At 57.7% G+C, this 23,757-nt stretch carries 25 protein-coding genes and 1 pseudogene; 21 read left to right on the forward strand and 5 right to left on the reverse strand.

What is annotated here, in order from left to right; genetic code table 11:
* Positions 1-9 precede the first annotated feature (9 nt).
* Positions 10-1,170, forward strand: a complete 1,161-nt coding sequence (locus tag QE432_RS24410) for an iron-containing alcohol dehydrogenase (RefSeq protein WP_145167136.1) — start codon at positions 10-12, stop codon at positions 1,168-1,170.
* 45 nt (positions 1,171-1,215) lie between these two features.
* Positions 1,216-2,007 (forward strand): AttM family quorum-quenching N-acyl homoserine lactonase, encoded by a 792-nt coding sequence (gene attM / locus QE432_RS24415; protein WP_003517310.1) that lies wholly within the window; start codon positions 1,216-1,218, stop codon positions 2,005-2,007.
* Positions 2,008-2,342: 335 nt separating this feature from the next.
* On the opposite strand, the gene QE432_RS24420 is transcribed toward attM, so the two are convergent.
* A complete protein-coding gene (locus tag QE432_RS24420) occupies positions 2,343-3,059 on the reverse strand; it encodes a class I SAM-dependent methyltransferase (RefSeq protein WP_112402685.1) in 717 nt (238 codons plus the stop codon).
* Positions 3,060-3,142: 83 nt separating this feature from the next.
* Here QE432_RS24420 and QE432_RS24425 point away from each other — a divergent pair, with 83 nt between their 5' ends.
* The 3 genes from QE432_RS24425 (at position 3,143) to QE432_RS24435 (ending at position 7,389) form a co-directional block, all read left to right on the forward strand.
* Complete coding sequence (locus tag QE432_RS24425; RefSeq protein WP_112402684.1) at positions 3,143-3,907, forward strand: AraC family transcriptional regulator; 765 nt, start codon at positions 3,143-3,145, stop codon at positions 3,905-3,907.
* 1,106 nt (positions 3,908-5,013) lie between these two features.
* Complete coding sequence (locus QE432_RS24430; protein ID WP_236763183.1) at positions 5,014-6,468, forward strand: hypothetical protein; 1,455 nt, start codon at positions 5,014-5,016, stop codon at positions 6,466-6,468.
* Between the two features lie 294 nt (positions 6,469-6,762).
* Positions 6,763-7,389 carry a class I SAM-dependent DNA methyltransferase gene (locus QE432_RS24435; RefSeq protein WP_112402681.1) on the forward strand — a complete coding sequence of 209 codons (627 nt, stop codon included), beginning with the start codon at positions 6,763-6,765 and terminating at the stop codon, positions 7,387-7,389.
* 124 nt (positions 7,390-7,513) lie between these two features.
* Here QE432_RS24435 and QE432_RS24440 read toward each other — a convergent pair whose 3' ends face one another.
* From QE432_RS24440 to QE432_RS24455, 4 genes are all read right to left on the reverse strand, one after another.
* Positions 7,514-8,014, reverse strand: coding sequence for an MgtC/SapB family protein (locus tag QE432_RS24440; RefSeq protein WP_306627228.1), 501 nt, complete (start codon positions 8,012-8,014; stop codon positions 7,514-7,516).
* Positions 8,015-8,433: 419 nt separating this feature from the next.
* Complete coding sequence (locus QE432_RS24445; protein WP_025591457.1) at positions 8,434-8,823, reverse strand: hypothetical protein; 390 nt, start codon at positions 8,821-8,823, stop codon at positions 8,434-8,436.
* Positions 8,824-9,672: 849 nt separating this feature from the next.
* Positions 9,673-10,077, reverse strand: a complete 405-nt coding sequence (locus QE432_RS24450) for a host attachment family protein (RefSeq protein ID WP_112402678.1) — start codon at positions 10,075-10,077, stop codon at positions 9,673-9,675.
* 356 nt (positions 10,078-10,433) lie between these two features.
* Positions 10,434-10,796 (reverse strand): transcriptional regulator, encoded by a 363-nt coding sequence (locus QE432_RS24455; RefSeq protein ID WP_035252472.1) that lies wholly within the window; start codon positions 10,794-10,796, stop codon positions 10,434-10,436.
* A 93-nt stretch (positions 10,797-10,889) separates the two neighbouring features.
* Here QE432_RS24455 and QE432_RS24460 point away from each other — a divergent pair, with 93 nt between their 5' ends.
* The 16 genes and pseudogenes from QE432_RS24460 (at position 10,890) to tnpC (ending at position 23,746) form a co-directional block, all read left to right on the forward strand.
* A complete protein-coding gene (locus QE432_RS24460; protein WP_035200927.1) occupies positions 10,890-11,429 on the forward strand; it encodes a hypothetical protein in 540 nt (179 codons plus the stop codon).
* Between the two features lies 1 nt (position 11,430).
* Positions 11,431-12,120: a VirB1 type IV secretion protein gene (locus QE432_RS24465; protein ID WP_035200926.1), complete on the forward strand. Its 690-nt coding sequence runs from the start codon at positions 11,431-11,433 to the stop codon at positions 12,118-12,120.
* Positions 12,117-12,416 carry a TrbC/VirB2 family protein gene (locus tag QE432_RS24470; RefSeq protein ID WP_035200925.1) on the forward strand — a complete coding sequence of 100 codons (300 nt, stop codon included), beginning with the start codon at positions 12,117-12,119 and terminating at the stop codon, positions 12,414-12,416. Before QE432_RS24465 ends, QE432_RS24470 begins: the two co-directional genes overlap by 4 nt.
* 2 nt (positions 12,417-12,418) lie before the next feature.
* Positions 12,419-12,760, forward strand: a complete 342-nt coding sequence (locus QE432_RS24475) for a type IV secretion system protein VirB3 (protein ID WP_013637408.1) — start codon at positions 12,419-12,421, stop codon at positions 12,758-12,760.
* Positions 12,753-15,134, forward strand: a complete 2,382-nt coding sequence (locus QE432_RS24480) for a VirB4 family type IV secretion/conjugal transfer ATPase (RefSeq protein WP_306627231.1) — start codon at positions 12,753-12,755, stop codon at positions 15,132-15,134. Before QE432_RS24475 ends, QE432_RS24480 begins: the two co-directional genes overlap by 8 nt.
* A complete protein-coding gene (gene virB5 / locus QE432_RS24485; protein WP_306627233.1) occupies positions 15,134-15,832 on the forward strand; it encodes a P-type DNA transfer protein VirB5 in 699 nt (232 codons plus the stop codon). Before QE432_RS24480 ends, virB5 begins: the two co-directional genes overlap by 1 nt.
* Positions 15,829-16,062 (forward strand): EexN family lipoprotein, encoded by a 234-nt coding sequence (locus tag QE432_RS24490; RefSeq protein WP_003517253.1) that lies wholly within the window; start codon positions 15,829-15,831, stop codon positions 16,060-16,062. The genes virB5 and QE432_RS24490 overlap by 4 nt, the downstream gene beginning before the upstream one ends.
* Positions 16,063-16,066: 4 nt before the next feature.
* Complete coding sequence (locus QE432_RS24495; RefSeq protein WP_306627235.1) at positions 16,067-17,002, forward strand: type IV secretion system protein; 936 nt, start codon at positions 16,067-16,069, stop codon at positions 17,000-17,002.
* Between the two features lie 35 nt (positions 17,003-17,037).
* Positions 17,038-17,304: a hypothetical protein gene (locus QE432_RS24500; RefSeq protein ID WP_306627237.1), complete on the forward strand. Its 267-nt coding sequence runs from the start codon at positions 17,038-17,040 to the stop codon at positions 17,302-17,304.
* Positions 17,305-17,307: 3 nt separating this feature from the next.
* A complete protein-coding gene (locus QE432_RS24505) occupies positions 17,308-17,979 on the forward strand; it encodes a virB8 family protein (protein WP_003517248.1) in 672 nt (223 codons plus the stop codon).
* The gene (gene virB9 / locus QE432_RS24510; RefSeq protein ID WP_373465232.1) at positions 17,976-18,830 is read left to right on the forward strand and encodes a P-type conjugative transfer protein VirB9; all 855 of its coding nucleotides are present in this window, start codon (positions 17,976-17,978) and stop codon (positions 18,828-18,830) included. Before QE432_RS24505 ends, virB9 begins: the two co-directional genes overlap by 4 nt.
* 14 nt (positions 18,831-18,844) lie before the next feature.
* Complete coding sequence (gene virB10 / locus QE432_RS24515; protein WP_306627239.1) at positions 18,845-20,017, forward strand: type IV secretion system protein VirB10; 1,173 nt, start codon at positions 18,845-18,847, stop codon at positions 20,015-20,017.
* 8 nt (positions 20,018-20,025) lie between these two features.
* Positions 20,026-21,036: a P-type DNA transfer ATPase VirB11 gene (gene virB11, locus QE432_RS24520; RefSeq protein WP_306627241.1), complete on the forward strand. Its 1,011-nt coding sequence runs from the start codon at positions 20,026-20,028 to the stop codon at positions 21,034-21,036.
* A 322-nt stretch (positions 21,037-21,358) separates the two neighbouring features.
* Positions 21,359-21,748 (forward strand): IS66-like element accessory protein TnpA, encoded by a 390-nt coding sequence (gene tnpA, locus QE432_RS24525; RefSeq protein WP_162690705.1) that lies wholly within the window; start codon positions 21,359-21,361, stop codon positions 21,746-21,748.
* Positions 21,745-22,098: an IS66 family insertion sequence element accessory protein TnpB gene (gene tnpB, locus QE432_RS24530; RefSeq protein ID WP_162690704.1), complete on the forward strand. Its 354-nt coding sequence runs from the start codon at positions 21,745-21,747 to the stop codon at positions 22,096-22,098. Before tnpA ends, tnpB begins: the two co-directional genes overlap by 4 nt.
* A gap of 69 nt (positions 22,099-22,167) precedes the next feature.
* Positions 22,168-23,746 (forward strand): annotated as a pseudogene (gene tnpC, locus QE432_RS24535) (IS66 family transposase).
* The last annotated feature ends 11 nt before the right edge of the window (positions 23,747-23,757 follow it).

Raw genomic sequence — 23,757 nt, forward strand, 5'->3', positions numbered from 1 at the left:
GAGGATCAGATGACCATCAACCCTTTCGAATTCCGCACCGTTCCCTCCATGCAGGTTGCCTGGGGTGGCGCCCAGCGTCTCGGAGAGATTCTCTCCGGCAGGTTTCAGGCGCGCAAGGCGCTGCTGATTACCGATGCAGGTCTCATCAAGGCCGGCCTCATCAAGCCGATTGCTGACGCTCTTGCGGCCAGCGGCTTTAACGTCACGATCTTCGACAAGGTCGTTGCTGATCCGCCAGAGCACATCGTTGCCGACTGCGTCGAGTCCGCAAGGCAGATCGGGGTCGATATCGTCATCGGTCTTGGCGGGGGCTCCTCGCTCGACATCGCCAAGCTCGTGGCTGTCCTTCTGGTCTCGGACCAGACGCTTGCCGACATGTACGGGATCGGCAACGTAAAAGGATCACGCCTGCCGCTCGTGCTGGTGCCGACCACGGCCGGTACAGGTTCGGAAGTCACAAACATCTCGATCATCACCACGGGCGAAACCACCAAGATGGGGGTCGTTTCCCCGCAGCTTTACGCTGATTTCGTTCTTCTGGATGCTGAACTGACGGTGGGACTGCCGCAGGTCCATACGGCTGCCACGGGTATCGATGCCATGGTGCATGCCATCGAGGCTTACACCAGCAAACACAAGAAGAACCCGCTATCAGATGCTCTGGCGCGCGAGGCACTGCGGCTGCTCGGTGCAAACCTGATCGCCGCCTGCAGGAACGGGGCCGACCGGAAAGCCCGTGAAGGCATGCTGTTGGGTGCGACCTTGGCTGGTCAAGCTTTCGCCAACTCACCGGTGGCCGCCGTCCACGCGCTCGCTTATCCCTTGGGCGGCCATTATCACGTGCCACACGGGCTTTCCAATGCCCTCATGCTGGGGCCGGTTTTACGCTTTAACGCGAAGGCTGCAGCGTCGCTTTATGCGGAGCTTGCCGACGTGCTGGGTGTCCCGGGTGAAGGGGATGCGGCAACCCGTTCGGATGCGTTCGTTCAGCATATGGAAACGCTGATGGACGAAAGCGGCGCGCCGCGGCGTCTGCGCGATGTCGGCGTGACGGACAACACGCTCGCCATGCTTGCGTCCGACGCAATGAAACAGAGCCGGTTGTTGGTCAATAATCCGGTCGAAGTCCGCGAAGAGGATGCGCTTGCGCTCTACCGCGAGGCGTTCTGACCCATTTCTTACAGCAATATCTTCAGTTCCAAGGGAGGAAAACGAGTGACCGATATCAGACTTTACATGCTTCAGTCGGGTACGCTGAAATGCAAGGTACACAACATCAAGATGAACCAGGGGAACGGTGCGGACTATGAGATCCCCGTTCCGTTTTTCCTGATTACCCATCCGGCTGGGCACACCGTGATCGACGGCGGCAACGCGATTGAAGTTGCAACGGATCCGCGTGGCCATTGGGGCGGCATCTGCGATGTCTATTGGCCAGTGCTGGATAAGGACCAGGGCTGCGTTGACCAGATCAAGGCGCTTGGTTTCGATCCGGCCGATGTCAAATATGTTGTGCAGTCGCACCTGCATCTCGATCATACCGGCGCCATCGGTCGCTTCCCCAACGCAACCCACATCGTGCAGCGCTCTGAATATGAGTATGCCTTTACGCCCGACTGGTTTGCTGGCGGCGGCTATATCCGCAAGGACTTCGACAAGCCGGGTCTGAAGTGGCAGTTCCTCAACGGTACGCAGGACGATTATTACGACGTTTACGGCGACGGCACGCTCACCACGATCTTCACGCCCGGTCATGCGCCAGGCCACCAGTCCTTCCTGGTGCGCCTGCCAAACAGCAAACCGCTTCTCCTGACGATCGATGCTGCCTACACACTGGACCACTGGGAAGAGAAGGCTTTGCCTGGCTTCCTTGCCTCGACCGTTGACACGGTCCGTTCTGTTCAGAAGCTCCGCACCTATGCCGAAAAGCATGATGCAACAGTCGTCACCGGCCATGACCCTGACGCCTGGGCGAACTTCAAGAAGGCTCCCGAATTTTACGCGTAAATAGAACGCGCAAGTCAACCGCCAGATACGGCGAGGTTGCATGCAGCCTCGCCGATTTTTATCATATGAGCCAAGGGCACCGAGCCGAGCGGGACCGTGTATTTCGGCGCATCGGCCTTTTCCGGATATACGCCTTCGTTCAAGTCGCTCGCGTTGTCGCTTCGAATGCCTGAAAGCTATCCTCTAGCTGCGCGAGTGTGCTCATACGGCGTTTTTCGCCCCGGCGTTACGTTGAGCCATCGGGGTTCGGGCTGACAATTTGCCAATACCGGATGGCTTAGAGTGAACTTGTCTCTTTGATCCAAACTGTCTGCAAATCGAGCAGATCATGGCGCTCACTTAGCGTTCCCCACGTGTCGGGCAAGCCATGCTCCCCAAAACAGGCTTGCAAAAAACCGAAGCGGTTGGTTGAAACCAACGCCCTCCAGCAACGAAATGACCTCGTCTTCCGATCGGGGTGGCTCCGCACCCTGCAGAATCTTGCCCATTTTGGCCTGGACCTCTTCAGGCCCGGCGCCGTTCATACGCCAGCGTGCTGCCCAGGCTGCCATGAGCAGGGGCTGAGAGGCATACGCCCGATAATTCCCCGCCACAATCAGGGGCGCGTCAGGATACAGCCGCATTGCAATCTGCGCCAGAACATCCTGCTTTGCGGCGTTCCCTGGCAAATGGTGCAGCACGCCGATCATGATTGCAGCGTCAAACGATGGAGCACTATCCAGATCGGAGACGGTTCCGAGGACGGTCTCCACCCGGTCAGACACTTCGGCCCTGACCAGATGATCGCGTGCAAGGTTGAGCATCGGTGCTGAAGGATCGACGGCGACAAAGGACCATTGCGGTTCCAGCCGAGCGGCGGCGATGATTTCGCCCGCCGTACCGCCAGCCCCGACAACCAGCACCCGTGCCGACGTTCCTTCGCCCAGAGCTGCAGACAGCATGCAGGCGGAAAGCTCGTGGCAGGCGTCATATCCGGCCAGCGCTATCCTGCTCTGTCGTGCGTATTCCCCTGCGCGGGAGGCGTCAAATTTGGCTGCAGAATCCTGTGTCATGCTGTCTCTTGTCTGTTTAGGCGTGCTGGCGTGCTTCGCTCAAGGAGGATACAAGATTTGCGATCAGGAAAGGGAGGAAATACATGACTGAAAGTTCAGATTCCGGGCGAAAACATGATCGGTTGACGGCTTTCCTGAAAGCCTTTCATCTTGGCGCATCACGTTGCGATTGTGCTGAAGCCGCTAACCTCCTGATCATCAATGTCCATGGCGCAGGTGAACCGACCCATCTGCTTTATCGCGCCAGATCCACGGCGTTGCTGCCGGATGGCGCAGTTATATGCGCTGGCGCCACAGTGGATTTTGGCGGTAGTGCCAATCCGTTGGTCGGTGCACTGCCAGACGAATTGTGCCTTTCACTGGCCAACGAACCGGAATTGCGCGGTTTGTCTCAACTGATGGTGGCCGAAGTCGAGGTCGCCCGCTGTGGTGGCGGTACTATCGAGGCGCGTCTATGCGAGATCATCGTCGTGCTTGCGATCCGCAAGGCAATAGCGATCGGCACGGTCGATGCGGGATTACTGGCGGGTCTGGCGCACCCCGCACTGCATCCCAGCCTTGTGGCCATACATGACAATCCGGCGCGAAATTGGCGGATTGCGGACCTTGCCGCCATAGCGGATATGTCGCGCGGACAATTCATTTCCACCTTCACGCAAACCGTTGCCCAGTCGCCTATCGCCTACATGAATGGCTGGCGCCTGGCGCTCGGACGAGCAGAACTGCGCGCCGGACGAAGTGTCAAATCGGTCGCCGCCTGGGTCGGCTTCGGCAGCGCCGCCGCATTTTCCCGCGCCTATTCCCGCAAGTTCGGCTCACCGCCGGCCCAGAGTAAACCACGAAAATGAGGCAGAGGATCTTAATTCCCTACAGCGCTTCGGCCCTCTCGGCCAATACTGAGGCCACTTTCCAGGGCACGCCCGCCGATGCTCGTGTCGAGTGGCACAATCTGGGAGAGTTTCCCAGAGGAACGTTCGATTTGGCGACCGTCATGTTTCTCACACGAGATCTTGGGGAAGCTGCGAGCGCGGCATGAAGACGGAGCGCAAGGCAAGCTTTTGGATTAGCTGCTCGCGGCGGCTTTTGGGCGTTGGCGTTCTGGCGCCAAACGGCCAGAATGGGATCGGGTCTGGCAAGCTGGCAAAGCGGCTTCAATCGGTCGTTGGCCCGCATTAAGTTCACGGAAGCTTTCGTTCGCTAAACCAGCCGATCCTCACAGACGCATCGGTTCACCTTTGAATGCGAGCTAACCAATGGCGTCGACGAGGCGACCCATCGGTTCCTCTTCAGGCGCGCGATCGACTTGCGCGAGAACGCGGAAATGGCAACGCTGCTCTATTGCATGCGTCGTTACCTTTACAGCTAAGGCCCCCCCGCGATGATTGCTTCCGGGAAGTCAGCCCGCATAGTGAACGGCGGTAATGGGGTCGGCTCCGCCCAGTCGGCAAAGCGCCTTCGTGTCGGTCACAGAGGCCATCATGGGACGCGCCTGAAAGCAGGCAACGCTTCGCAGCGGCGTAAAACGTCACCTGTGCGCCAACAGCGGACATTCGCTTCAAGGAAGGGCAGTCTGACTTGGGGCCGGGAGCGGAATGCCGGCTCCTTGGCGGCGGACGCAAGTAAGCCGACACTCACCGTAGTCACGCGTGCTACGGCGCATGCCGGGGCCAGAAGGAGCTGTTACTAGCGTTGAAGTTTGCCCCCCTTTTCGGCGCGGAACGATGACCCTAGTCTGGGCAGGTTAACCTGTGATCAAGTCGCGACTTTTTAGGCATGACTGGGCTGAACGCGGTCAGAGTGAGATTGCTGGGCAAAGCAACACACTGACCACCACACAGCTGTAGCAAGGTTTACCCTCAAAGGTCACAATTTCGGGGATGACCGCAACCGCCAATCTTGAATGGGTGTTTGGCCGGAAGTACATTCGGAGCCATCAACGGGACGGCGGGGTTGCATGCCTAAGAAAATTTTGACTGTCGGATTCGACTTGGTAGGGGACAACATCGAGAGCGCAACTTTCAGTGATAAAAACTCGCTCCTAGATTGGGACATCGTCCTCTTCAGACCCAATATTTCCCAGATCACTACCTACGAATATGGCAATGACGAATATCTCGGCAAACTCTGCCTGAATGACAACAAATCATTTGCGCTCCGGGAAGCGTGCGCGCACTGGCGTAGGGAAATCACGCAGGCTGTAGACGCGGGCAAACTGGTTGTTGCCTTTCTTTCCCCGCCTGCCGAGGTGTATGTCGCGACCGGGTCGAAATCCACTTCCGGGACTGGTCGCAATCAAAAGGTCACGCGACACGTCGAATTATGCACAAGCTACAATGCGCTTCCGGTCGCGTCCAAATGGACTGCGACGCAGGGATCTTCAATGGCGCTCAGCCAAAGCACGCAAGAATTGTTCGCGGCGTACTGGCAAAAGTTTGGAAAAGCCTCACGTTATAACGTCGTCTGGCCAATAACGAGCAAAGGTGTGTGTGTTCAAACACATACCGGGCACATCCCCGTGGGGCTTTTTCTGAGAAGCAAGGTCTCCACCGGTGCGCTTCTGCTTCTTCCCGACATGGATTTCGACCGGGACGAGTTTAGCGAAGAAAATAAAGATGGCGATTGGGTCTGGTCTCAAGCAGGCCAGCAATTCAGCGCGTCACTAATTGGGGAGATTGTCGCTCTATCGAAGGCAATTGCCAGCGACGGTGAGAAAACGCCGCAACCCGAATGGGCGTCGGCTGAGGAATTTGCACTCGCCCGTGAGGTCGAGCTTCGCCAGCAATTGCTCCAGGCAGAGACAGAACTGGAGAAGGCCCAGCGCGTGAAGGATGATCTATCCAACCAGCTAAAGGACGCAGGACAGCTGCGCGCGCTGCTATTCGAGAAGGGCAAGCCGCTGGAGGCGGCGGTCATCACCGCGTTGACGGTGCTCGGCTTCAAAGCAGAACCATATGAGGACGGGAAATCGGAATTCGATGCAGTCTTCGAGAGCGCGGAAGGCCGCCTTCTCGGTGAAGCTGAAGGCAAGGACAACAAGGCAGTAAACATCGAGAAGCTGCGTCAGCTGTCAACCAACCTGCACGAAGACCTGCAGCGCGAGGAAGTCAGTCAGCCGGCCAAAGGCATTCTATTCGGAAACGGCTATCGCCTGACGAAGCCGGGTGAGCGCGCGGATCAGTTCACCGACAAGTGCATCACCTCGGCCACATCAATGTCATACGGATTAGTGTCGACCGACCGACTCTACGCCGCCGCACAGTATCTTTCCGGCACTTCAGACGACGAATTTGCTCGCCGCTGCCGTTTGGCCATGATCGAAATGTCAGGCACTGTAAAATTTCCGGATGTTCCGGTCACCGCTGGCGAGGCTGCAGATGGGATTCAGGTAGCCGAGTCTATCGTCGATTAGGCATTCGACCATTCAAAGCTCCATTAAGTCAATCTTGTTCTGGCTGGTAGACCGGGCGGAAGCACAGAAGGCAGGTCCGCTTTGTGGAAAAGCCGCAGGAGCGCCGAACGACCAAAACGAAGGCGCATTGCCGCCCGGCAGCAATGCGCTCGCATGTCGGTCGGTGGTGCCTCTGATGGAATTTCTGCTAAAGCTGGAGAGCAAATCGCCCGTGATGTCACCAACAGCCGAAGTGTAGCGGGCTGATGGACCTCTCGCTGATCGAGTCTGTTATTTTGAAGGAGGAGCGCTAGGATGAGCACTGACCGGGAGACCGTGCGGTCCTATGATACGGTAGCGGCGGAGTACGCTGCCGAGGCCGCAGCGATGCCCGGATGGGTCGCGACAGAGATCGATGTGTTCGTGACCGAGCTGGGTGGCTCTGCCAGGGTGCTGGAGATCGGAAGCGGTGGCGGGCGAGATGCACTTGAGCTTGAGAAGCGAGGGATTAGCGTCCGGCGCACCGACATTTCGAAGGGATTCGTGAAACTGCTTCGCGGGAGTGGCTTCGAGGCCGACCTGTTGGACCCGCTGACCGCAGACTTGGCCGACCCACAGCGTCCCGGCACGCCCTATGACGGGATCTGGGCCTGTGCCTGCCTGATTCATGTCGCGCGCGATGATTTCGGTACGGTGCTTGGACGGCTTGCCGAGGCGACCCGGACCGGTGGGCGACTCCACGCCTCGGTTAGAGAGGGCGACGGCGAGGATGTGTCCACACACGGCAGTGCTTTAGCGTCGCGGCGCTACGTCGAGACATACTGGCGCGAGGCTGCCTTGCGGTCCGAACTTACCGAAGCCGGCTGGATCGTCAGCGAGGTCCGTCGGTGCGTCGGAAAACCCCATGATCATTGGCTGAGCGTTCGTGCGCGTCGGGCGTGACGCCCACTGACCTGCGGGATTGGTCGGTTGTGGCGTGACCATGAACTTTAGGTGGTCGCCGCATGTCCGCTTCGCTTCTGGGCAGGGGCAAAGAGGCCGAAATATCTTCGCTGTCGTCCTACGGTCAATTCTCCCCACTAGACTTTGAGTCCGTCTCGGATGGCGTGGGCAAGATGTGAGGCACAGCTGCGAGAATGACCAAGACGATCGCGGTCGATAAGACGGCAGTTACCTCCAATCCCAGGCCGGCCATCACGCCGATCGCGGCTGTCGCCCAGATACTGGCCGCCGTGGTGAGCCCTTCTACCTCGCGCCGCGCCGAGCGGATTATGATAGCACCCGCGCCGAGGAAGCCTATTCCCTGAACGACACCCTGCAGTACCCGTGACAGATCGCCGATCTCCATGCCGCTCTGCAGTGGACCTACAACGAAAAGCGCAGCACCCACGGCAACCAACATGTGAGTCCGCAAGCCAGCACTTCTGCCCTTGCTCTCGCGTTCGAACCCGAGAACGCCACCGAGTACCGCCGCGATCACAAGGCGCACAGTGATGCGAGTTATGGCCGACGCGTCTGGAACGTCAGAGAATTCTTTGACTAACGTCCCCCAAACTTCGTCTCCCACCGTCGCCTCCTTATGTCGTTTGCAAATTTGGCATGTAAACGAGGTGCCATACAAACGCTGCGCTGGCAACTTCACTGCCGCCATCGTCACCCGTGAGGGTAGCGTTTTTGCTGATAGGGGGAATAACAGCCATCTCGCACCGTCAATTGCCGCGGGATGCCTTCCCCGAAACCGTAGCGATTACTCGTGCGAGCGGAAGCAGCAAGCACCTGGATGTAAAGCCGTGTCTGCATTTAGGTACGGGCAGACACGGTGTCTATGACTGGAATGAGGGCGCAAAACTGCGCTGTAGCATTGGGCCGCCAATGACCGGTTTGGGCCGACAGGAGACGCTCTGCTGCAAGAAGGGTTGCCGTCGGCTTTTCCGTCATCCCCGTTGCTCGGTTTCTTGCAATTTTTCGCTGAGTGTATGGTGAATCTTACATCCTGCGCTCGGTACTCTTCAGTGAGCTTGAGAGCCCGGAAACGCGACTGGCCTCACGCTGCTGCAAGACGTGCCGGGATTCGGCCAGTATCTCGCGATACCTTTGGATCTTGGTTGCTTTCATCCTGAATAAGTCGTCGACTGATACCGTTGCCTGCTGCACCGGAAAAGCCACTTCGTTTTCCAGAAGGTCGAGCAAAAGGTTTCGCATCACTGCGTTTTCTTCTCGAAGTTTCGCGAGCTCAATAGCCTTCCCACTCGACTCAAATTTCCGTGCGATAGCTTTGTCGATATCGTGTTCGACAAGCAGAATCTTGGCGGCATAGTACCGGCAAGCAAAGAATGCTGTTACGAGCGCGCATAACGCGATGACAATGTAGATCATTTCGACCTCCAGGCTATCCTGAAAGTCGATATTCGGAAGCCGGATTTCAATACGCGATTCACTCGGCAAACCAAAATGGCTCCTTTTTGATGAGGAACCGGGGCCGTAAACATCGTGATTGAAACGGTGACTGTCAGTCGCTTCAATCTTACATATTTTGGCGTCTTGTTACCTTAGCAGGTACTTCGCCTTCCTCACGGGGTATGCGAGAGGCTCACCATTTTCCAAGATGAAACCCATACGGTACATGCATCTGCGCATTTCGGGAGAGCCATACGCACCTGCATAAATACCGACGGGGTGGTATGATGGGTAAGATTCAAAACTGCATCTGTCGAGTGCTGACCGATAGGCGATCTCACGTATGTAGTCACCCGTCACCGGAACGGTACCGTAATGATGCAATTGAGTCCGCGCTTCCGCGACTGTTGCCGTGAAGGTAACGCTCAGAATCACGCTTAGAGCCAGCTTGAGTTTCATCACACGCCTCCAAATGAACAATTATGACGAGCAACGGAGATTTCGTCCGGTTTGTTCCCTCGCTCAGACGCAGTTGCGCAATTGTGGTCTCTTCGCCCCCACGGTCGGAGTACATGCCACTTTCTTTTCCCCTTTGGGCCAACTTCGGGAGTGACGTCAGCTTTGCGCCTCCGTACCGGCTATTCAGATCAGTCCCGCCATCTCCTGAAATAAGACGTAAGCAAGAAGTCGTGGCGTCGTTCTTGTCAGGGACAGTCTAGCAAAATTTGGCAACACTACATTGTTGCCGATTCTCTACATTTCCAACGAGCGCCAAGCAAAAACCCCGCCGGGGATGGCGGGGCCGATAACGCCGTTTAGATGCAGGATTTAAGCGACAGCGAGTGCTTTCTCGATATCCTGTACAGAATGGCCAGTCAGATCTTTATCCAGTTCTCCAATAAGAACTTCCGACAACGACTTATGGTAGCCCTTGCGCATCTCACCCAGTGTGCGCGGTGCCGCGATAATCACCAGACTTTTAATCTTGCCCTCAAGCACCTGCTTGTTCAGCATATCCGTAACACCTGCACCAAACCCGTCTTCGTCTTGCTGGCTATCGTCGGGATTAGCCGAGCTACTGGAATGTCGGGCGCCGGAAGAGATCTTCGAGCTGTCGATCGCCGGATCTGGCAACGCTGTCAGATTGACAGTCGCCGCATCTCCGTCGTTCCGAAAAAGGCTAAGCTTTTCGCCATCGGCAACGGCAACGACCGTATTCTGCGGAAGGTCCATGTTGATCTCCTTGGTGAGCAGCTCGAGCCCAGATGACCGACCCTGCTTGTTTCTGTCAGAGAATAACCCCGCTACAGACCATCCGTTCCGCAGCCGGCCCGACAAAACTACAGGATTGGCGTATCGCCGTGATCAGTCGCCCCAGCAAATTCTTGATGCCGGCCTCGCGCCATTCCTCCGGCAGAGGGCCAGACCGAGGCTGCTGTTTCAGGCACAGACCGCCGGGGTGAACTCGGCAGTATGCCTCGGCAGCGAAAATCTTCCGCGACAATGCTGGTGAGCGGTACGGCACATGCCGACCCTTTAATGTAAAACGGCGTCCACATTAAATACTGTATAAAACATGCTTGGTAAAATCACGCATTTCCGGCCGCCGCGGCACCACCAAGCGCGGCAAAAACCTGCGGGGAAAACTCAAACTGTCGAGCCGTTCCTCGTCCCATTGAGTTTCTTCCCAGCGTTTCCGTAAGGATGCCCCGTCGGACCAAGAGTTCAATGGTTTCGATCACCCCACCACGCGTCATGCCGGTAATATCAATTACATTTGAGAGTGTTAACTTCTGATGCGCCTGGTGCATCAGATAGAGAATATTCATCATGCCGATCTGTTTGATGCGCGACTGCGCCGATTCACCGTCGATCGGCTTCTCCAGGATTTCACGCACCGCAAAAACGGACAAGGCCTGACTTTGCCATCTTTCACTTAAATTGCTTGCCATCGTTTTAACTATCTATTATTTGCATAGTCAAATAATTGAGACGAGTCGCCGTTCAGTTGAGGCGGACATTTAGGAAGACGGAGAGTAGGGGGCATGAAGGGCCTTTTCTTTCGAATGATCATAGCAGCGTCAGGGTTCGTTTCACTCTATACCATTTCGGAGCGAAGCGCTCGTGCCGACGAATGGGGGTGCCAGGTTATCCTGTGCTTATCCAATCCCGGCGGTCCGACCCAGTATGGCGAATGCAGGCCGCCCGTCGAGAAGCTTTGGAGGTGGTTGGCAAAAGGGCGTTCGTTTCCAACTTGCGCGGGCGTGGGTTTTCAGACCTCTCGCCCTTTTTACGAACCATATTACTGCAACGCCGGCTACCGCTTATCTGCTGGCTACGGTCCCAGGGGACGTGACGCGACGTGCATTTCCACGTCACTGCAAGCCGTGAGCGACAGCTTTTGCCGGCGAGATCGAGACGGTGGCGATCCGAACAAAGGCTCTGTCACGTCACCGAGGTGGCAAAGGGTAGACGGGCGATACCAATGCCTGGCCAATACCGTGGCGCGACCCCTGGTCCGCGAGAAACCTCGATACGTCGATGTGACGATTGAGGGCGTCGGCACGCAGAGGGTGTGGTTCTGACATGCCCGTTGTCTTCTCAGATCTTGCGCAGACCTGCGCACCCTTCGTTGCATCGGAGGCTCTTGCGGGTGTGGTCAGCCCCGAAAGCCGGTGCGCTCCGTTCACCATCAGGATCAACAGCCGTGCACCGCTCGGGCGGCAACCTGCGACCAAGGCCGATGTAATCGAAGTCGCCGCATCCTCGGAGGCAACATGCCATGACATACACATTGGTCCCGACGGGGTCGGGCCGGAAGAACTGTGGAGATTGAACCTCTCGATACCAGCCGCTTTCGCTCGCTGCCTTAACCTGAAGGCTCCAGCGACGCCATCCGACGGCTATTGCTGCCTCTCGGTGAAGGAGGGTGCTGACAGTCCCAGGGCCGAGCAGGTGCTGCAATCCTGCTATGGACGTGACGATCCGTCGGTCGGGGGCGTGGTCAACTATGGCGATCAGGTTCGCCGCGAAATCGAACGGCTCGGACCGACAGTGGCTCGATTTACAATCGGCGACACGGGAAAAGGGTTGCAGACAAACGTGTCGGCGAATTCTTCCCAAGCAGACGTCGTTGCCGAAGTGGTGGCGGAAAACACTCCGGGGGAAGCACACGCGATCTCGGCGGCGTCCGCGTGGGACGTCTTCAAGACCCGAAGCCGTTCATCCGTCCTGGTGTTTCAAGACAATCAATTGGAATTGGAGCAGAGTGAATGATAATTAGTTCCCGGATCAGACCCGTCGTCGCCTCGTCCGTCATGGCTGCCGCCATTATAGTGACGATGGTTGAGCCCGCCTTCGCGCAAGCCGCCGGCATCGAAACCGTCCTGCAGAACATCGTCGACATGTTGACGGGAAACATTGCTAAGCTTCTCGCCGTGATTGCGGTCATCGTCATCTGCATCGCCTGGATGTTTGGTTACATGGACCTGAGGCGAGCGGGCTTCTGGATCATCGGAATTGGCGGCATCTTTGGCGCCACCGAACTCGTCAACACCATCGTCGGAGCCTGAGGATGGTGGGCGGACAAACGGTTCTCGAAGAAGACACACTCTTCATCGCGTGTACGCGTCCCGCGATGATTGCCGGTGTCACGATGGAGGCGATGGGCTTCAACATCATGGTCACGACGATCCTCTACATCGTCGCCGGATCTATCGCCTACGCGTTCGTCGGCATCGTTTTCCATCTCATCTTCAAAGCGCTCGTCAAGCACGATCACAACATGTTCCGCATCCTGCTCGCCTGGGTCGAGACACGCGGCCGTTCACGCAACGGTGCCTATTGGGGCGGGGCAACACTTTCCCCTCTGAGACTGACACGCCGCTTCGACGAAAGGGATATTGGAATTGCCTGACATCGCCACTCTTAGATCACGCGAACTCACGCCAGAGGCTTTTATCCCTTACGTGCGGCACATCGACGAGACGACAATCGCGCTCGAGTCCCGGACACTCATGGTCATGGTCGCGCTCGCAGGCGTATCGTTCGAAACTGCTGATCTGCTCGACATCAACGCGCTCCATCGCGACCTCAACACGCTCTATCGAAATATTGCCGATGAGCGGCTCGCGATCTGGACCCATCTCATTCGGCGCAGGGATAGCGACTATCCGGGCGGAACGTTCGCAACGCCATTCTCCGCCTCGCTCAACGAGAAATACCGGGAACGCATGGCGCGCGAGCACCTTTTCCGCAACGATCTCTATCTGACCGTCCTTTGGTCGCCAGCGCGTGGCCCTGCAGACAAGGCGGGCAAGCTGCTGTCGTACCTTCGACGGTCAAAACGACTTGATATGGAGCTGGATGAAGAGGCTCTGAAACAGCTTGAGGACAAAGTCGTCAACGTAGTGGCGGGCTTGAGGCGCTTTGAGCCACGGGTCCTTTCTCTTTACGAACAGGAAGGCATGCTCTTCTCTGAACCGAGCGAGGTGCTGCACCAGCTCGTCGGCGGGAGGCGTGAGCGTGTGCCGCTTACCGAAGGTCGCGTCGCCTCGGCAATTTACTCTGATCGCGTCATCATAGGTCGGGAAACGATCGAGATCCGGCATGAGGCAGAAAGCCGCTTTGCTGGCATGCTGAGCTTCAAGGAATATCCAGCCCGCACCAGGACAGGCATGCTGGACGGAGTTCTAAACAGTCCGTTTGAGCTCATTCTCTCACAGTCGTTCTGCTTTGTGTCGAAGGCGGACGCTCGCGTCATCATGGGGCGTAAGCAAAACCAGTTGGTGAGCAGCGGCGACAAGGCGGCTTCGCAAATCGATGAACTTGACGATGCGATGGACGACCTGGAGTCCAACCGCTTCGTGATCGGCGAGCATCACCTGACACTCTCCGTCTTTGCGACCACGTTAAAGGAATTAACCGACAATCTGGCAAAGGTTCGCGCCAGCCTGACCAATGGCGGCGCTGTCGTTGCGCGTGAGGATCTTGGCCTCGAAGCGGCATGGTGGGCGCAACTTCCGGGCAATTTTCGTTACCGCGCGCGCTCAGGCGCGATCAGCTCGAAGAACTTCGCAGCATTGTCACCGTTCCATTCCTATCCGATCGGACAGAAGGACGGCAATGAGTGGGGAAGCGCCGTCGCCCTGCTCAAGACCGCTTCAGGCTCGCCCTACTACTTCAATCTCCATTATGGCGATCTGGGCAACACCTTCATGTGCGGTCCGTCGGGAGCGGGCAAAACCGTGATTGTCAATTTTATGCTGTCACAGCTCGAGAAACACGACCCGCACGTGGTGTTCTTCGACAAGGATCGCGGCGCGGACCTTTATGTTCGCGCCGCCGGAGGCACCTACCTGCCGCTGAAGAACGGGGTCCCCACCGGCTGCGCTCCCTTAAAGGCCCTCAACCTGACGCCGGAGAACAAGGTGTTCCTGGCGCGCTGGATCGGCAAGCTTGTGGGTTCAGGGGCGCGGGAACTGACTGTCACCGAACTTCGCGACATCTCCGGCGCGATCGACGGCCTTGCCGACCTGCCCGCTGAGCGACGGACAATAGGGGCGCTGCGGGCTTTCCTCAACAATACGGATCCAGAAGGTATCGCGGCGAGGCTCCGCCGGTGGGAGGAGGGAGGGCCGCTCGGCTGGGTCTTCGACAATGTCATCGAAGATATCGGATTTGGGGATTTCGGCGGATCAGGGAAGTTCATCGGCTACGACATGACCGACTTCCTCGACAACGAGGAAATTCGCACACCGCTGATGGCCTATCTCTTCCATCGCGTCGAGCAGATGATCGATGGCCGCCGGATCATCATCGTCATCGACGAATTCTGGAAGGCGCTACAGGACGAGGGGTTCCGCGATCTTGCGCAAAACAAGCTGAAGACCATCCGCAAACAAAATGGGTTGATGCTGTTTGCCACGCAAAGCCCACGCGACGCGCTGAACTCGCCAATCGCGCACACGATCATCGAGCAATGCCCGACACAGATCTTCCTGCCCAACTCGCGCGGCAACCATGCCGACTATGTCGATGGATTCAAGCTCACCGAGCGCGAATACGAATTGATAGCGCGCGAGCTTTCCGTTGAAAGCCGGAGGTTCGTGTTGAAGCAAGGACACAACAGCGTCGTTGCCGAGCTCGATCTCAACGGCTTCGATGACGAGCTCGCCATCCTCTCCGGCCGGACCGCCAATGTCGAACTTCTCGACGCGATCCGCGCGGAGGTTGGAGACGACGTCGAGAACTGGCTTCCCATTTTCCAACAGCGAAGGAGTGCTAGCTGATGACTTCCTATCGACTTCATGGCGTACTGCTCAGCGCGGTGCTCATGCTTGCTGCTGAAGGCGCGTCAGGGCAGGGGATTCCTGTCAACGATCAGGCTGCGATTGCCAAGCAGATCGAGAGCATCGCGCAGCTCAAGTCGCAACTCGACGCGCTCAATGAGCAGATCGGCCAGGCTCGGCAGCTTTATGGCTCGCTCAACAAGCTGACCGATATGGCGGATGTCGCCGAGGTTCTCAACGATCCGGCGATCCGCAAGGCGCTTCCCTCCGACTTCGCTGCCATCGAGGGATTGCTCAAAGGCAACGGCACCGGCGTGTTCGGTGATTCCGCCTCAAGGTTTCTGAAAGGTAACTCGACCTACCGCACTGACGCCGATGATTTCTACGCTCAGGAATTGTCCCGGCTTCAGAACAAGAATGCCGGGCAAATGAGCCTTGGTGAGCAAATCTACGATGCCGCGACCAAGCGCATCGACGGGATTGATCAGCTGCGGGGAAAGATTTCCACGGCTGGCGACGCCAAAGAGATTGCCGATCTGCAGGCTCGGCTGCAGGCCGAACAGGCATTTCTTCAGACCGACGTCCTGCGGATGGAGGGGCTGAGGATGGTGCAGCAGGCGCAGAACCAGGTCGACGAACAGCGCAAGGCGGAGGACTGGCGCCAACGGATGGACAATATGAAGGCGGCGCTAAAGTGAAGTGCACCCTCATCGTCCTTTCCCTGGTGCTCTTGTCGGCTTGTTCGCAAGAGGCGGAGCGAACTCATACGGTGGACGAGTTCGTCGCCGACACCGAATTGCTGTCCCGTACGATTACCGAGTGCCGCAACAACCCGGGTGCATTGCGGCAGACGCCCAATTGCCAGAACGCGGAAGCGGCCGAGGTTAAGCTCCGGCTCCAGAACATGCGCAAGGCATTGGGAGGCTGACCAAATGTACCAGGTGTTTGAGTTTATCGACGGTCAGTTCAAGCGGCCGTTGGAGACTTTCGTCTCGGATGGGACGTCGAACATAGCAGAATGGGTCGCTGGTCCGTTGACGGTGGCAGTGACCCTTTACGTCGTCCTCTACGGCTATCTCATCCTTCGGGGCTCGGTCCAGGAACCTATCCTTGACTTTGCCTTCCGCGCGATAAAGCTTGCGATCATTGTGATGCTGGTGAAGAACGCGGGCGAATACCAGACCTATGTCACAAACATCTTTTTCGATGTTTTGCCGCGCGAGATCGCTCAGGCGCTGAATGCAGGTACGGCGCCGAGTGCCAGCACCTTTGACAGTCTGCTCGACAAGGGCCAGGCCTCTGCGACCGATATCTGGACCAGGGCTTCCTGGCCGATTGACATCGTCACAGGTGTGGGCGGCATCATGGTGGTCGGCGTCAGCTTTCTGGTGGCGGGGATCGGTTATGTTGTTTCCCTTTATGCACGGTTGGCGCTGGCGATCGTCCTGGCGATCGGGCCGATTTTCATTGCGCTTGCCATGTTTCAATCGACGCGCCGTTTTACCGAGTCCTGGATCGGGCAGCTCGCAAACTTCGTGATCCTTCAGGTCCTTGTCGTTGCCGTCGGTTCGCTTTTGATCTCCTGCCTGGACTCGAGCTTCACCGCAATCGACAGCTACAGCGACGTCCTTATGCGCCCTATTGCTTTTTGTGCCATCGGGATAGCTGCCCTGTACATATTCTACCAGCTACCTGGCATTGCATCGGCGCTGGCGTCTGGCGGTGCCTCGCTGGTCTATGGTTACACGACCGCACGCGATGCGCATGAAGGCATGCTGGCCAGAGCAGCCTCCCACACCGGCCGGATGATCGGTCGCGGTGCTCGGTTTGCCCGCCGCGCCTTCGGATCAAGAAATGCCGGCGTATGACACCCAATCCAGAACATTAGATAAAGGCCTGCTGAATGATTAAGCCTGCCCTGTTGATCATCTTTTCAGCCACGCTTGTCGGCTGCGCTTCGATGACCTACCCATTGCCGAACTGCGACGGCTATTCGCGCCGCCCATTGAACCGCTCGATGTGGGACTGGGAGGGCGGCAGCAAGCTGCAACAGCAGCAATCCAACACGAGTTCGTCCACGTCCCTCACACCTTTCGTAAAAGAGGCCAGCGAGACTTCCGCTTTTGCGCATCTGGACATCGACGGTTCCTATCGCCGCTGTGAGGGATGAAACATGGTGACGACAGATAATCTCAAGAGCTACTTCGACAAAGCACGTCGTTTCGACCAGGACCGGATGATCCAGGTCGAGCGATCGAACAGGATTGCCTGGTCGATCGCCATAGTTTCAGGCATTGTCGCCGCTGTAGCCGTCTTCGCGGTCGCGTGTCTCACACCCCTCAAGACGGTTGAGCCCTTTGTGGTGCGCGTCGACAATTCGACCGGCATTGTCGACGTCGTGTCAGCGCTGACATCGACGGCTGGCACCTACGATGAGGCGGTGACGAAATATTTCGCTGCAAAATATGTCCGGGCCCGCGAGGGTTACGTCTGGAGTGAAGCACAGGAAAATTTCCGCACCATCGCCCTCTTGTCGACGCAAGCGGAGCAAACGCGTTTCGCGGCCCTCTACCGTGGCAGCAACCCGCAATCGCCCCAGAATACTTATGGTCGCGGGGCTACAGCAAGGATCGATATCGCTTCAATCTCCCTGATCAATCAGAATGTCGTTTCCGTACGCTACATGCGAACCATCACACGTGGCGAGGAAGTGCGAACGACCCATTGGGTTGCGTCGATCACCTATTCCTACGCGAACGCTCCGATGTCCTCGACGGACCGGCTCGTAAACCCGCTCGGCTTCGTCGTCAGCGAGTATCGCGCTGATCCGGAGGAGGTGAGATGATGCGCATCCCTCGAATTCCTGCACTCATCGTGACCCTTTCGATGTCGCCGGCGTTTGCGCTTGAGATACCCCGAGGTGCCTCGCAAGACAGTCGTATCCGGTTCGTGAACTACCAACCCTACAACATCACGCGGGTGGTCGGCACTCTGCGGTCATCCGTACAGGTCGAGTTCGCGGCGGACGAGGAAATCGCCCATGTCGCGCTCGGCAATAGCGTCGCCTGGGAAGTTGCGCCGGCCGGCAACATCCTGTTCCTGAAGCCACGCGAGAGCCAGCCGGTGACGAATATTTCCGTGGTTACGACGCGCAGGGATGGCTCGACCCGCAGCTACCAGATGGAACTGACGGCGCGCGATGGCTCCGTAGAGGCTGGCCAAAACACCTACTTCTACGTGAAGTACAGGTATCCAGGCGATGACGCCGAGCTTCGCCGCCAGCAGGCAGCGTCGAGGGCTCTCGCGGCCCAGGCGAAGGACGCCGACAATGTGCTGGCGCTTCACGAAGCCTATGGCCCTCGAAACTGGCGCTATTCTTCTCAGGGATCGCCGGCACTGGAGCCGCAAAGCGTCTACGACAACGGCAAGATTACAACGTTCGCCTTTGTGGGTAACCAGGAAATGCCCGCGATCTATATGGAGAACTCCGACGGCTCCGAAAGCCTTGTTCCGAAGTCGGTCGATGGAGATCTGGTGATGGTGCACGCGATCAGCCGCAAGTTCATCTTGCGTCGGGGCAAGGATGTGCTTTGCGTCTTCAACGAAGCCTACGACCGCGTCGGTATCAATCCTGACACCAACACAACGTCTCCTTCGGTGGAGCGCGTCGTGAAGCGCGACGTTACCGGGCAATAGGGAAGGGAACAGTCATGGCTCAGGAAGACGAGGATCGCATCCCCGGAGAGCGTGCCGAAACCGTCACCAGTCGTCAGATCGACAACAGCCCTCTCTTGAAACGCGGCGCTGTTGCCATTGCGATCATCGCGTTTGTCAGCTTCGCGCTTTGGTCGACGACGGGAAAGAAGGGAAGGGATGAAAATCTTCAGCCCGAACGGATCATTATTCGCCAGACGACCCCCTTCGAGGCCGCAAAAGAGAAAGTTGAACCGGACCAGGCGCTCCCTGAAGTAAAATTGCCAACGCCTGTCGTCGAACCGGTCATTGAAGAGCAGGATAAGCTGCTCGATTCCGCCCGCCGCGCGCCCGTGATGGCCTTCAGTGGAGGGCAGAGGAATCGGAAAGAGTTGAGGGAAAGCGACAGCTCTTATCCTTCCGACAACAGCAATTTCGTGCCGCTCGACAACAATATGTCTGTTCAGAACCAGCAAAACAATGAGCAGCATCGTTTCGATGGCCTGCTGCGGCCAACGCGGCTTGAAGGCTCAAGGGCCGGTACACTCGGAAACCGCAATTTCATCGTCGCGATGGGAACGACCATTCCCTGCGTTCTTGAAACTGCGTTAGCATCCGACCAGCCGGGATTTACCACTTGTGTGATCAACCGCGATGTTCTCTCTGACAATGGCAGGGTGGTCTTGATGGAAAAGGGCACGCAGGTTGTCGGCGAATATCGTGGAGGGCTTCAACGCGGGCAAAAGCGCCTGTTCATTCTCTGGAATCGCGCGAAAACGCCGAAGGGCGTTATCGTCACTCTCGCATCACCAGCAACCGACGCACTTGGTCGTGCCGGTGTCGACGGCCATGTCGACACCCATTGGTGGGAGCGGTTCGGCAGCGCTCTTCTGCTTTCCATTGTCGGGGACGCGACGAACTATGCAAGCAGTCGGCTGCAGGACAGCGATGTCGACGCGCAAAAAACAACGAGTGCCAGTCAACAGGCGGCCGCCATCGCGGTCGAGCAGTCCATCAATATCCCGCCGACACTCAATAAGCACGAAGGTGAACCGGTTTCGATCTTTGTCGCTCGCGATCTCGACTTTTCCGGCATCTACAGTCTTAGGGTGACCGAACCCAGAAACCGGGTTTTCGATCGTGCAGTCCTGGGGGATTTCGCGCCACGATCGACGCTCCTAACGAAATAGGGCGCGAAATGTCAGAGAGGCAGGAATCGGCTGTCGTCAGCGAGCTGTTGAAGCCGTTTTCGACATTCCTTCAGGACAAGTCTCTCCTAGAGGTGATTGTCAATCGGCCCGGGCAGGTGTTGACGGAAGGTCCCGGTGGGTGGCGGACCTATGAAATGCCGGAACTGACCTTCGAAAAGCTCATGCGTCTTGCCCGGGCAGTCGCAAGTTTTTCCCATCAGTCGATTGATGAGACGCGTCCAATATTGTCGGCGACGCTACCCGGGAACGAACGAATCCAGATCGTCATCCCCCCGGCGACCATCAATGACACTGTCAGCATGACAATCCGCAAGCCTTCCTCGGTCGACTTCAGTCTTGATGATCTGGAGGAAAAGGGATTTTTCCAGACAGCGTGCGCAGCGACCAGTACCTCCTCCTCCGCGCAGGATGAGGAACTGTGTGAAACATATCGTGCCGGCCGTTTTAAGGATTTCCTGCGGCAGGCCGTCATCGCTCGAAAAAACATCATCATTTCTGGCGCCACAGGTTCGGCGAAAACGACACTTTCCAAAGCATTGATCAAGCATATTCCCGAAAACGAGAGGGTCATTTCAATCGAGGACACTCCCGAGCTCGTTATCTCACAACCGAACCACGTGCGCTTGTTCTACTCGAAAGGAGGGCAGGGGCTTTCGCGTGCCGGACCGAAAGAGCTTCTCGAATCTTGTCTTCGTATGCGGCCGGATAGGGTTCTGCTTCAGGAGCTTCGCGATGGGACGGCCTTTTATTATATCCGGAACGTGAATTCGGGCCATCCTGGCTCAATAACCACGGTCCATGCGAACTCGGCCGAATTGGCTTTTGAGCAACTGGTCCTGCTCGTTAAGGAGTCTGAGGGCGGCGCAGGCCTGGACCGGGCCGACATCGTGGGTTTTTTGAAGGCGAGTATAGATATCGTTGCTCAGTGCAAGCGACACAAAGGAAACTTTCGGCTGTCTGAGGTGTATTTCAGAAGTGAGTGTAGAGCCACGGAATAGCAAACTGAGCGACTCACGGAGTTCCGAGGTCCGGATTGTGGTCCTGATGTTTCTTGTTGGGTGTGTCTCCGTAAAGAGCGCCGAAAGCAGCACGGTAACCGTGTAAGTCGATAAGCGTAGTACACCTTGAGACAACTCTGACGTATGCCTGCAAGATCCTCGTTGTCACTCATCCATGGAGTGTCGATCACAGATCAGGCGACAGCGGACAATGTGCGGTCGGACAACTCATTACAATGTAACCGGTGTTCTGCCCCCACATTGCCCGTCGTCGCCTGATCTGTGATCGACATTCCGTGGATGAGCGACAAGGAGTTTCTCCATGGAGTCTACGTTGGAGGTTGTCAAAACGCGGCGGAGCAGACGTGAGGCCCATCGCCAATGGCCCGATGAGGTCAAGGCGCGGATCGTTTCGGAGAGCTTGAGACCAGGCGTAACCGTGAACGAAGTAGCAGGGCGCTACGGGCTGAAGGCCAACCACCTGTCATCGTGGCGGACGTTGGCTCGGCAGGGCAAGCTGGTGCTGCCAGAGCCCGAAGACGGGGTCGAGTTTGCGGCCATCGTTGTTGATGCTCCATCGCCGGAGCCGCAGGCAGCCAAGGTCGCTTCCCGCGCCGAGATCGTCGTGGGTCCAGTTACAATCTTTCTTGAGGAAGGCGCGTCAGCGTCCCGGATTGCTGCAATCGCCCGCGCCTTGGCGGCAGCTACATGATCTTTCCGTCGAACCGCGTCAGGATCATGGTGGCGACCAAACCTGTGGACTTCCGCAAGGGTCATGATGGTTTAGCGGCGCTGGTGAAGAACGAACTGCACAAGGACCCGTTCACTGGAACGGTCTTTGTCTTCCGGTCCCGCAAGGCGGACCGGTTGAAGCTGATCTACTGGGATGGCTCCGGGATCGTCATGGCCTACAAACGGCTGGAAGAGCACACGTTCACGTGGCCCGGCATCAAGGATGGCCTGATGACGTTGACCCATGCCCAGTTCGAGGCCCTGTTTGCGGGCCTGGATTGGCGGCGGGTTCATGTCGTCCAGACGAGAGCACCGGAAGCCATAGAATAGCTGCGGCACAATGACTCAGCAGGGCAAATTGCAGAGGCAAATCGGCTCCGGATTTGGTAGCTTCCTGCTATGTTTGATGCCGCCGACCTTCCCGATGATGTTGCTGCCCTGAAGGCGATGCTGATCGCGGCGCAGGCACGCGAGGCGGCCAAGGACGTCGCGATAGCGAGCAAGGACGAGCATATCGCCCGCAAGGATGAGCGGATCGAGCGGCTTGAGAAGCTGGTCGCAGCATTCAAGCAGGCAGCCTTCGGGCGCAAATCCGAGAAGACCGATCCGGACCAATTCGACCTGGCACTGGAAGACCTGGAGACGGCTATGGCCGTGATCCATGCCGAAGATGAGGCGGACGTTCCGGCTGGAAGCAGGATTGCTAGGCCACGCGCGATCAATCGCGGTTCCCTTCCGAAGCATCTCCCGCGTGTCGAAGAGGTGATCGAGCCGGAAAGCCTGACGTGCGGCTGCGGCGGTTGTCTGCATTGCATTGGCGAGGATGTCTCCGAGCGACTGGACGTGATCCCGGCACAGTTCCGCGTGATCGTCACCCGGCGGCCCAAATATGCGTGCCGTGCCTGCACTGACGGTGTCGTTCAGGCTCCGGCACCAGCACGGCTGATCCAGGCAGGGCTGCCGACGGAAGCGACCGTCGCCCATGTGCTGGTCTCCAAATATGCAGACCACCTTCCGCTCTATCGGCAGGCCCAGATCATGAGCCGCCAAGGCATCGATCTCGACCGCTCCACGCTCGCCGACTGGGTCGGCCGGGCAGCCTATGAACTGCGGCCCGTCTTCGATGCTTTGGTCGCCGACCTGAAGCGCTCAACCAAGCTGTTTATGGATGAGACTCGTGCCCCGGTTCTCGATCCCGGCTCCCGCAAAACCAAGACCGGATACTTCTGGGCACTGGCGCGGGATGATCGCCCGTGGAGCGGCTGCGCTCCACCAGGCGTGGCCTTCACCTATGCGCCCGGTCGCGGTGGCATTCATGCCGAACGGATACTGCAGGGCTTCACGGGCATTCTGCAAGTGGACGGATATGCCGGATACAACAGGCTGATCGCGCCGGAGCGCGTTGGTCCCGACATTCAGCTCGCGTCGCAAGCTGGTGGAGATCACTCGCATTGGCTCAGCACGGATTGCCGAGGAAGGAGTGAAGCGGATCGGAGAGCTGTATCGCATCGAGGCCGAGCTGCGAGGCCTTGACGCGGAGGCTCGACTTGTCGGACGACAGGAACGCTCAGCGCCACTCGTCGCAGACTTGCATAACTGGCTTGTCCATCACCGCGCACGCGTCGCAACGAAGTCGCCGCTCGGCGAGGCATTGGCTTACATCGCCAAATACTGGGATGGTCTGAAGCTCTTCCTGACCGATGGACGCATCGAGATCGACAATAATAGTGTCGAGCGCACCATCCGACCGATTGCGCTCAATCGCAAGAACGCACTCTTCGCGGGGCACGACGCTGGGGCGGAGAACTGGGCGATCATCGCCTCGCTGGTCGAGACCTGCAAGCTCAATGCCATCGATCCTTTCGCCTACCTGACTGCCACGCTCACCGCCATCGTCAACGGTCACAAGCAGAGCCGGATTGATGAGCTGCTGCCTTGGAGCTTTGTCCCCAATTGCAATAGCGAAGCTGCTGCTTGATATCCGAAAAC

It is taken from the genome of Agrobacterium sp. SORGH_AS_0745, from assembly GCF_030818995.1.
Classification (GTDB): Bacteria; Pseudomonadota; Alphaproteobacteria; order Rhizobiales; family Rhizobiaceae; genus Agrobacterium; species Agrobacterium tumefaciens.

Coding starts and splice junctions, on each gene's coding strand:
- QE432_RS24410 (WP_145167136.1), top strand. CDS start 10: ATGACCATCAACCCTTTCGAATTCCGCACCGTTCCCTCCATGCAGGTT.
- QE432_RS24420 (WP_112402685.1), bottom strand. CDS start 3,059: ATGACACAGGATTCTGCAGCCAAATTTGACGCCTCCCGCGCAGGGGAA.
- QE432_RS24425 (WP_112402684.1), top strand. CDS start 3,143: ATGACTGAAAGTTCAGATTCCGGGCGAAAACATGATCGGTTGACGGCT.
- QE432_RS24430 (WP_236763183.1), top strand. CDS start 5,014: ATGCCTAAGAAAATTTTGACTGTCGGATTCGACTTGGTAGGGGACAAC.
- QE432_RS24435 (WP_112402681.1), top strand. CDS start 6,763: ATGAGCACTGACCGGGAGACCGTGCGGTCCTATGATACGGTAGCGGCG.
- QE432_RS24445 (WP_025591457.1), bottom strand. CDS start 8,823: ATGATCTACATTGTCATCGCGTTATGCGCGCTCGTAACAGCATTCTTT.
- QE432_RS24450 (WP_112402678.1), bottom strand. CDS start 10,077: ATGGACCTTCCGCAGAATACGGTCGTTGCCGTTGCCGATGGCGAAAAG.
- QE432_RS24455 (WP_035252472.1), bottom strand. CDS start 10,796: ATGGCAAGCAATTTAAGTGAAAGATGGCAAAGTCAGGCCTTGTCCGTT.
- QE432_RS24460 (WP_035200927.1), top strand. CDS start 10,890: ATGAAGGGCCTTTTCTTTCGAATGATCATAGCAGCGTCAGGGTTCGTT.
- QE432_RS24465 (WP_035200926.1), top strand. CDS start 11,431: ATGCCCGTTGTCTTCTCAGATCTTGCGCAGACCTGCGCACCCTTCGTT.
- QE432_RS24470 (WP_035200925.1), top strand. CDS start 12,117: ATGATAATTAGTTCCCGGATCAGACCCGTCGTCGCCTCGTCCGTCATG.
- QE432_RS24475 (WP_013637408.1), top strand. CDS start 12,419: ATGGTGGGCGGACAAACGGTTCTCGAAGAAGACACACTCTTCATCGCG.
- virB5 (WP_306627233.1), top strand. CDS start 15,134: ATGACTTCCTATCGACTTCATGGCGTACTGCTCAGCGCGGTGCTCATG.
- QE432_RS24495 (WP_306627235.1), top strand. CDS start 16,067: ATGTACCAGGTGTTTGAGTTTATCGACGGTCAGTTCAAGCGGCCGTTG.
- QE432_RS24500 (WP_306627237.1), top strand. CDS start 17,038: ATGATTAAGCCTGCCCTGTTGATCATCTTTTCAGCCACGCTTGTCGGC.
- QE432_RS24505 (WP_003517248.1), top strand. CDS start 17,308: ATGGTGACGACAGATAATCTCAAGAGCTACTTCGACAAAGCACGTCGT.
- virB9 (WP_373465232.1), top strand. CDS start 17,976: ATGATGCGCATCCCTCGAATTCCTGCACTCATCGTGACCCTTTCGATG.
- virB10 (WP_306627239.1), top strand. CDS start 18,845: ATGGCTCAGGAAGACGAGGATCGCATCCCCGGAGAGCGTGCCGAAACC.
- virB11 (WP_306627241.1), top strand. CDS start 20,026: ATGTCAGAGAGGCAGGAATCGGCTGTCGTCAGCGAGCTGTTGAAGCCG.
- tnpA (WP_162690705.1), top strand. CDS start 21,359: ATGGAGTCTACGTTGGAGGTTGTCAAAACGCGGCGGAGCAGACGTGAG.
- tnpB (WP_162690704.1), top strand. CDS start 21,745: ATGATCTTTCCGTCGAACCGCGTCAGGATCATGGTGGCGACCAAACCT.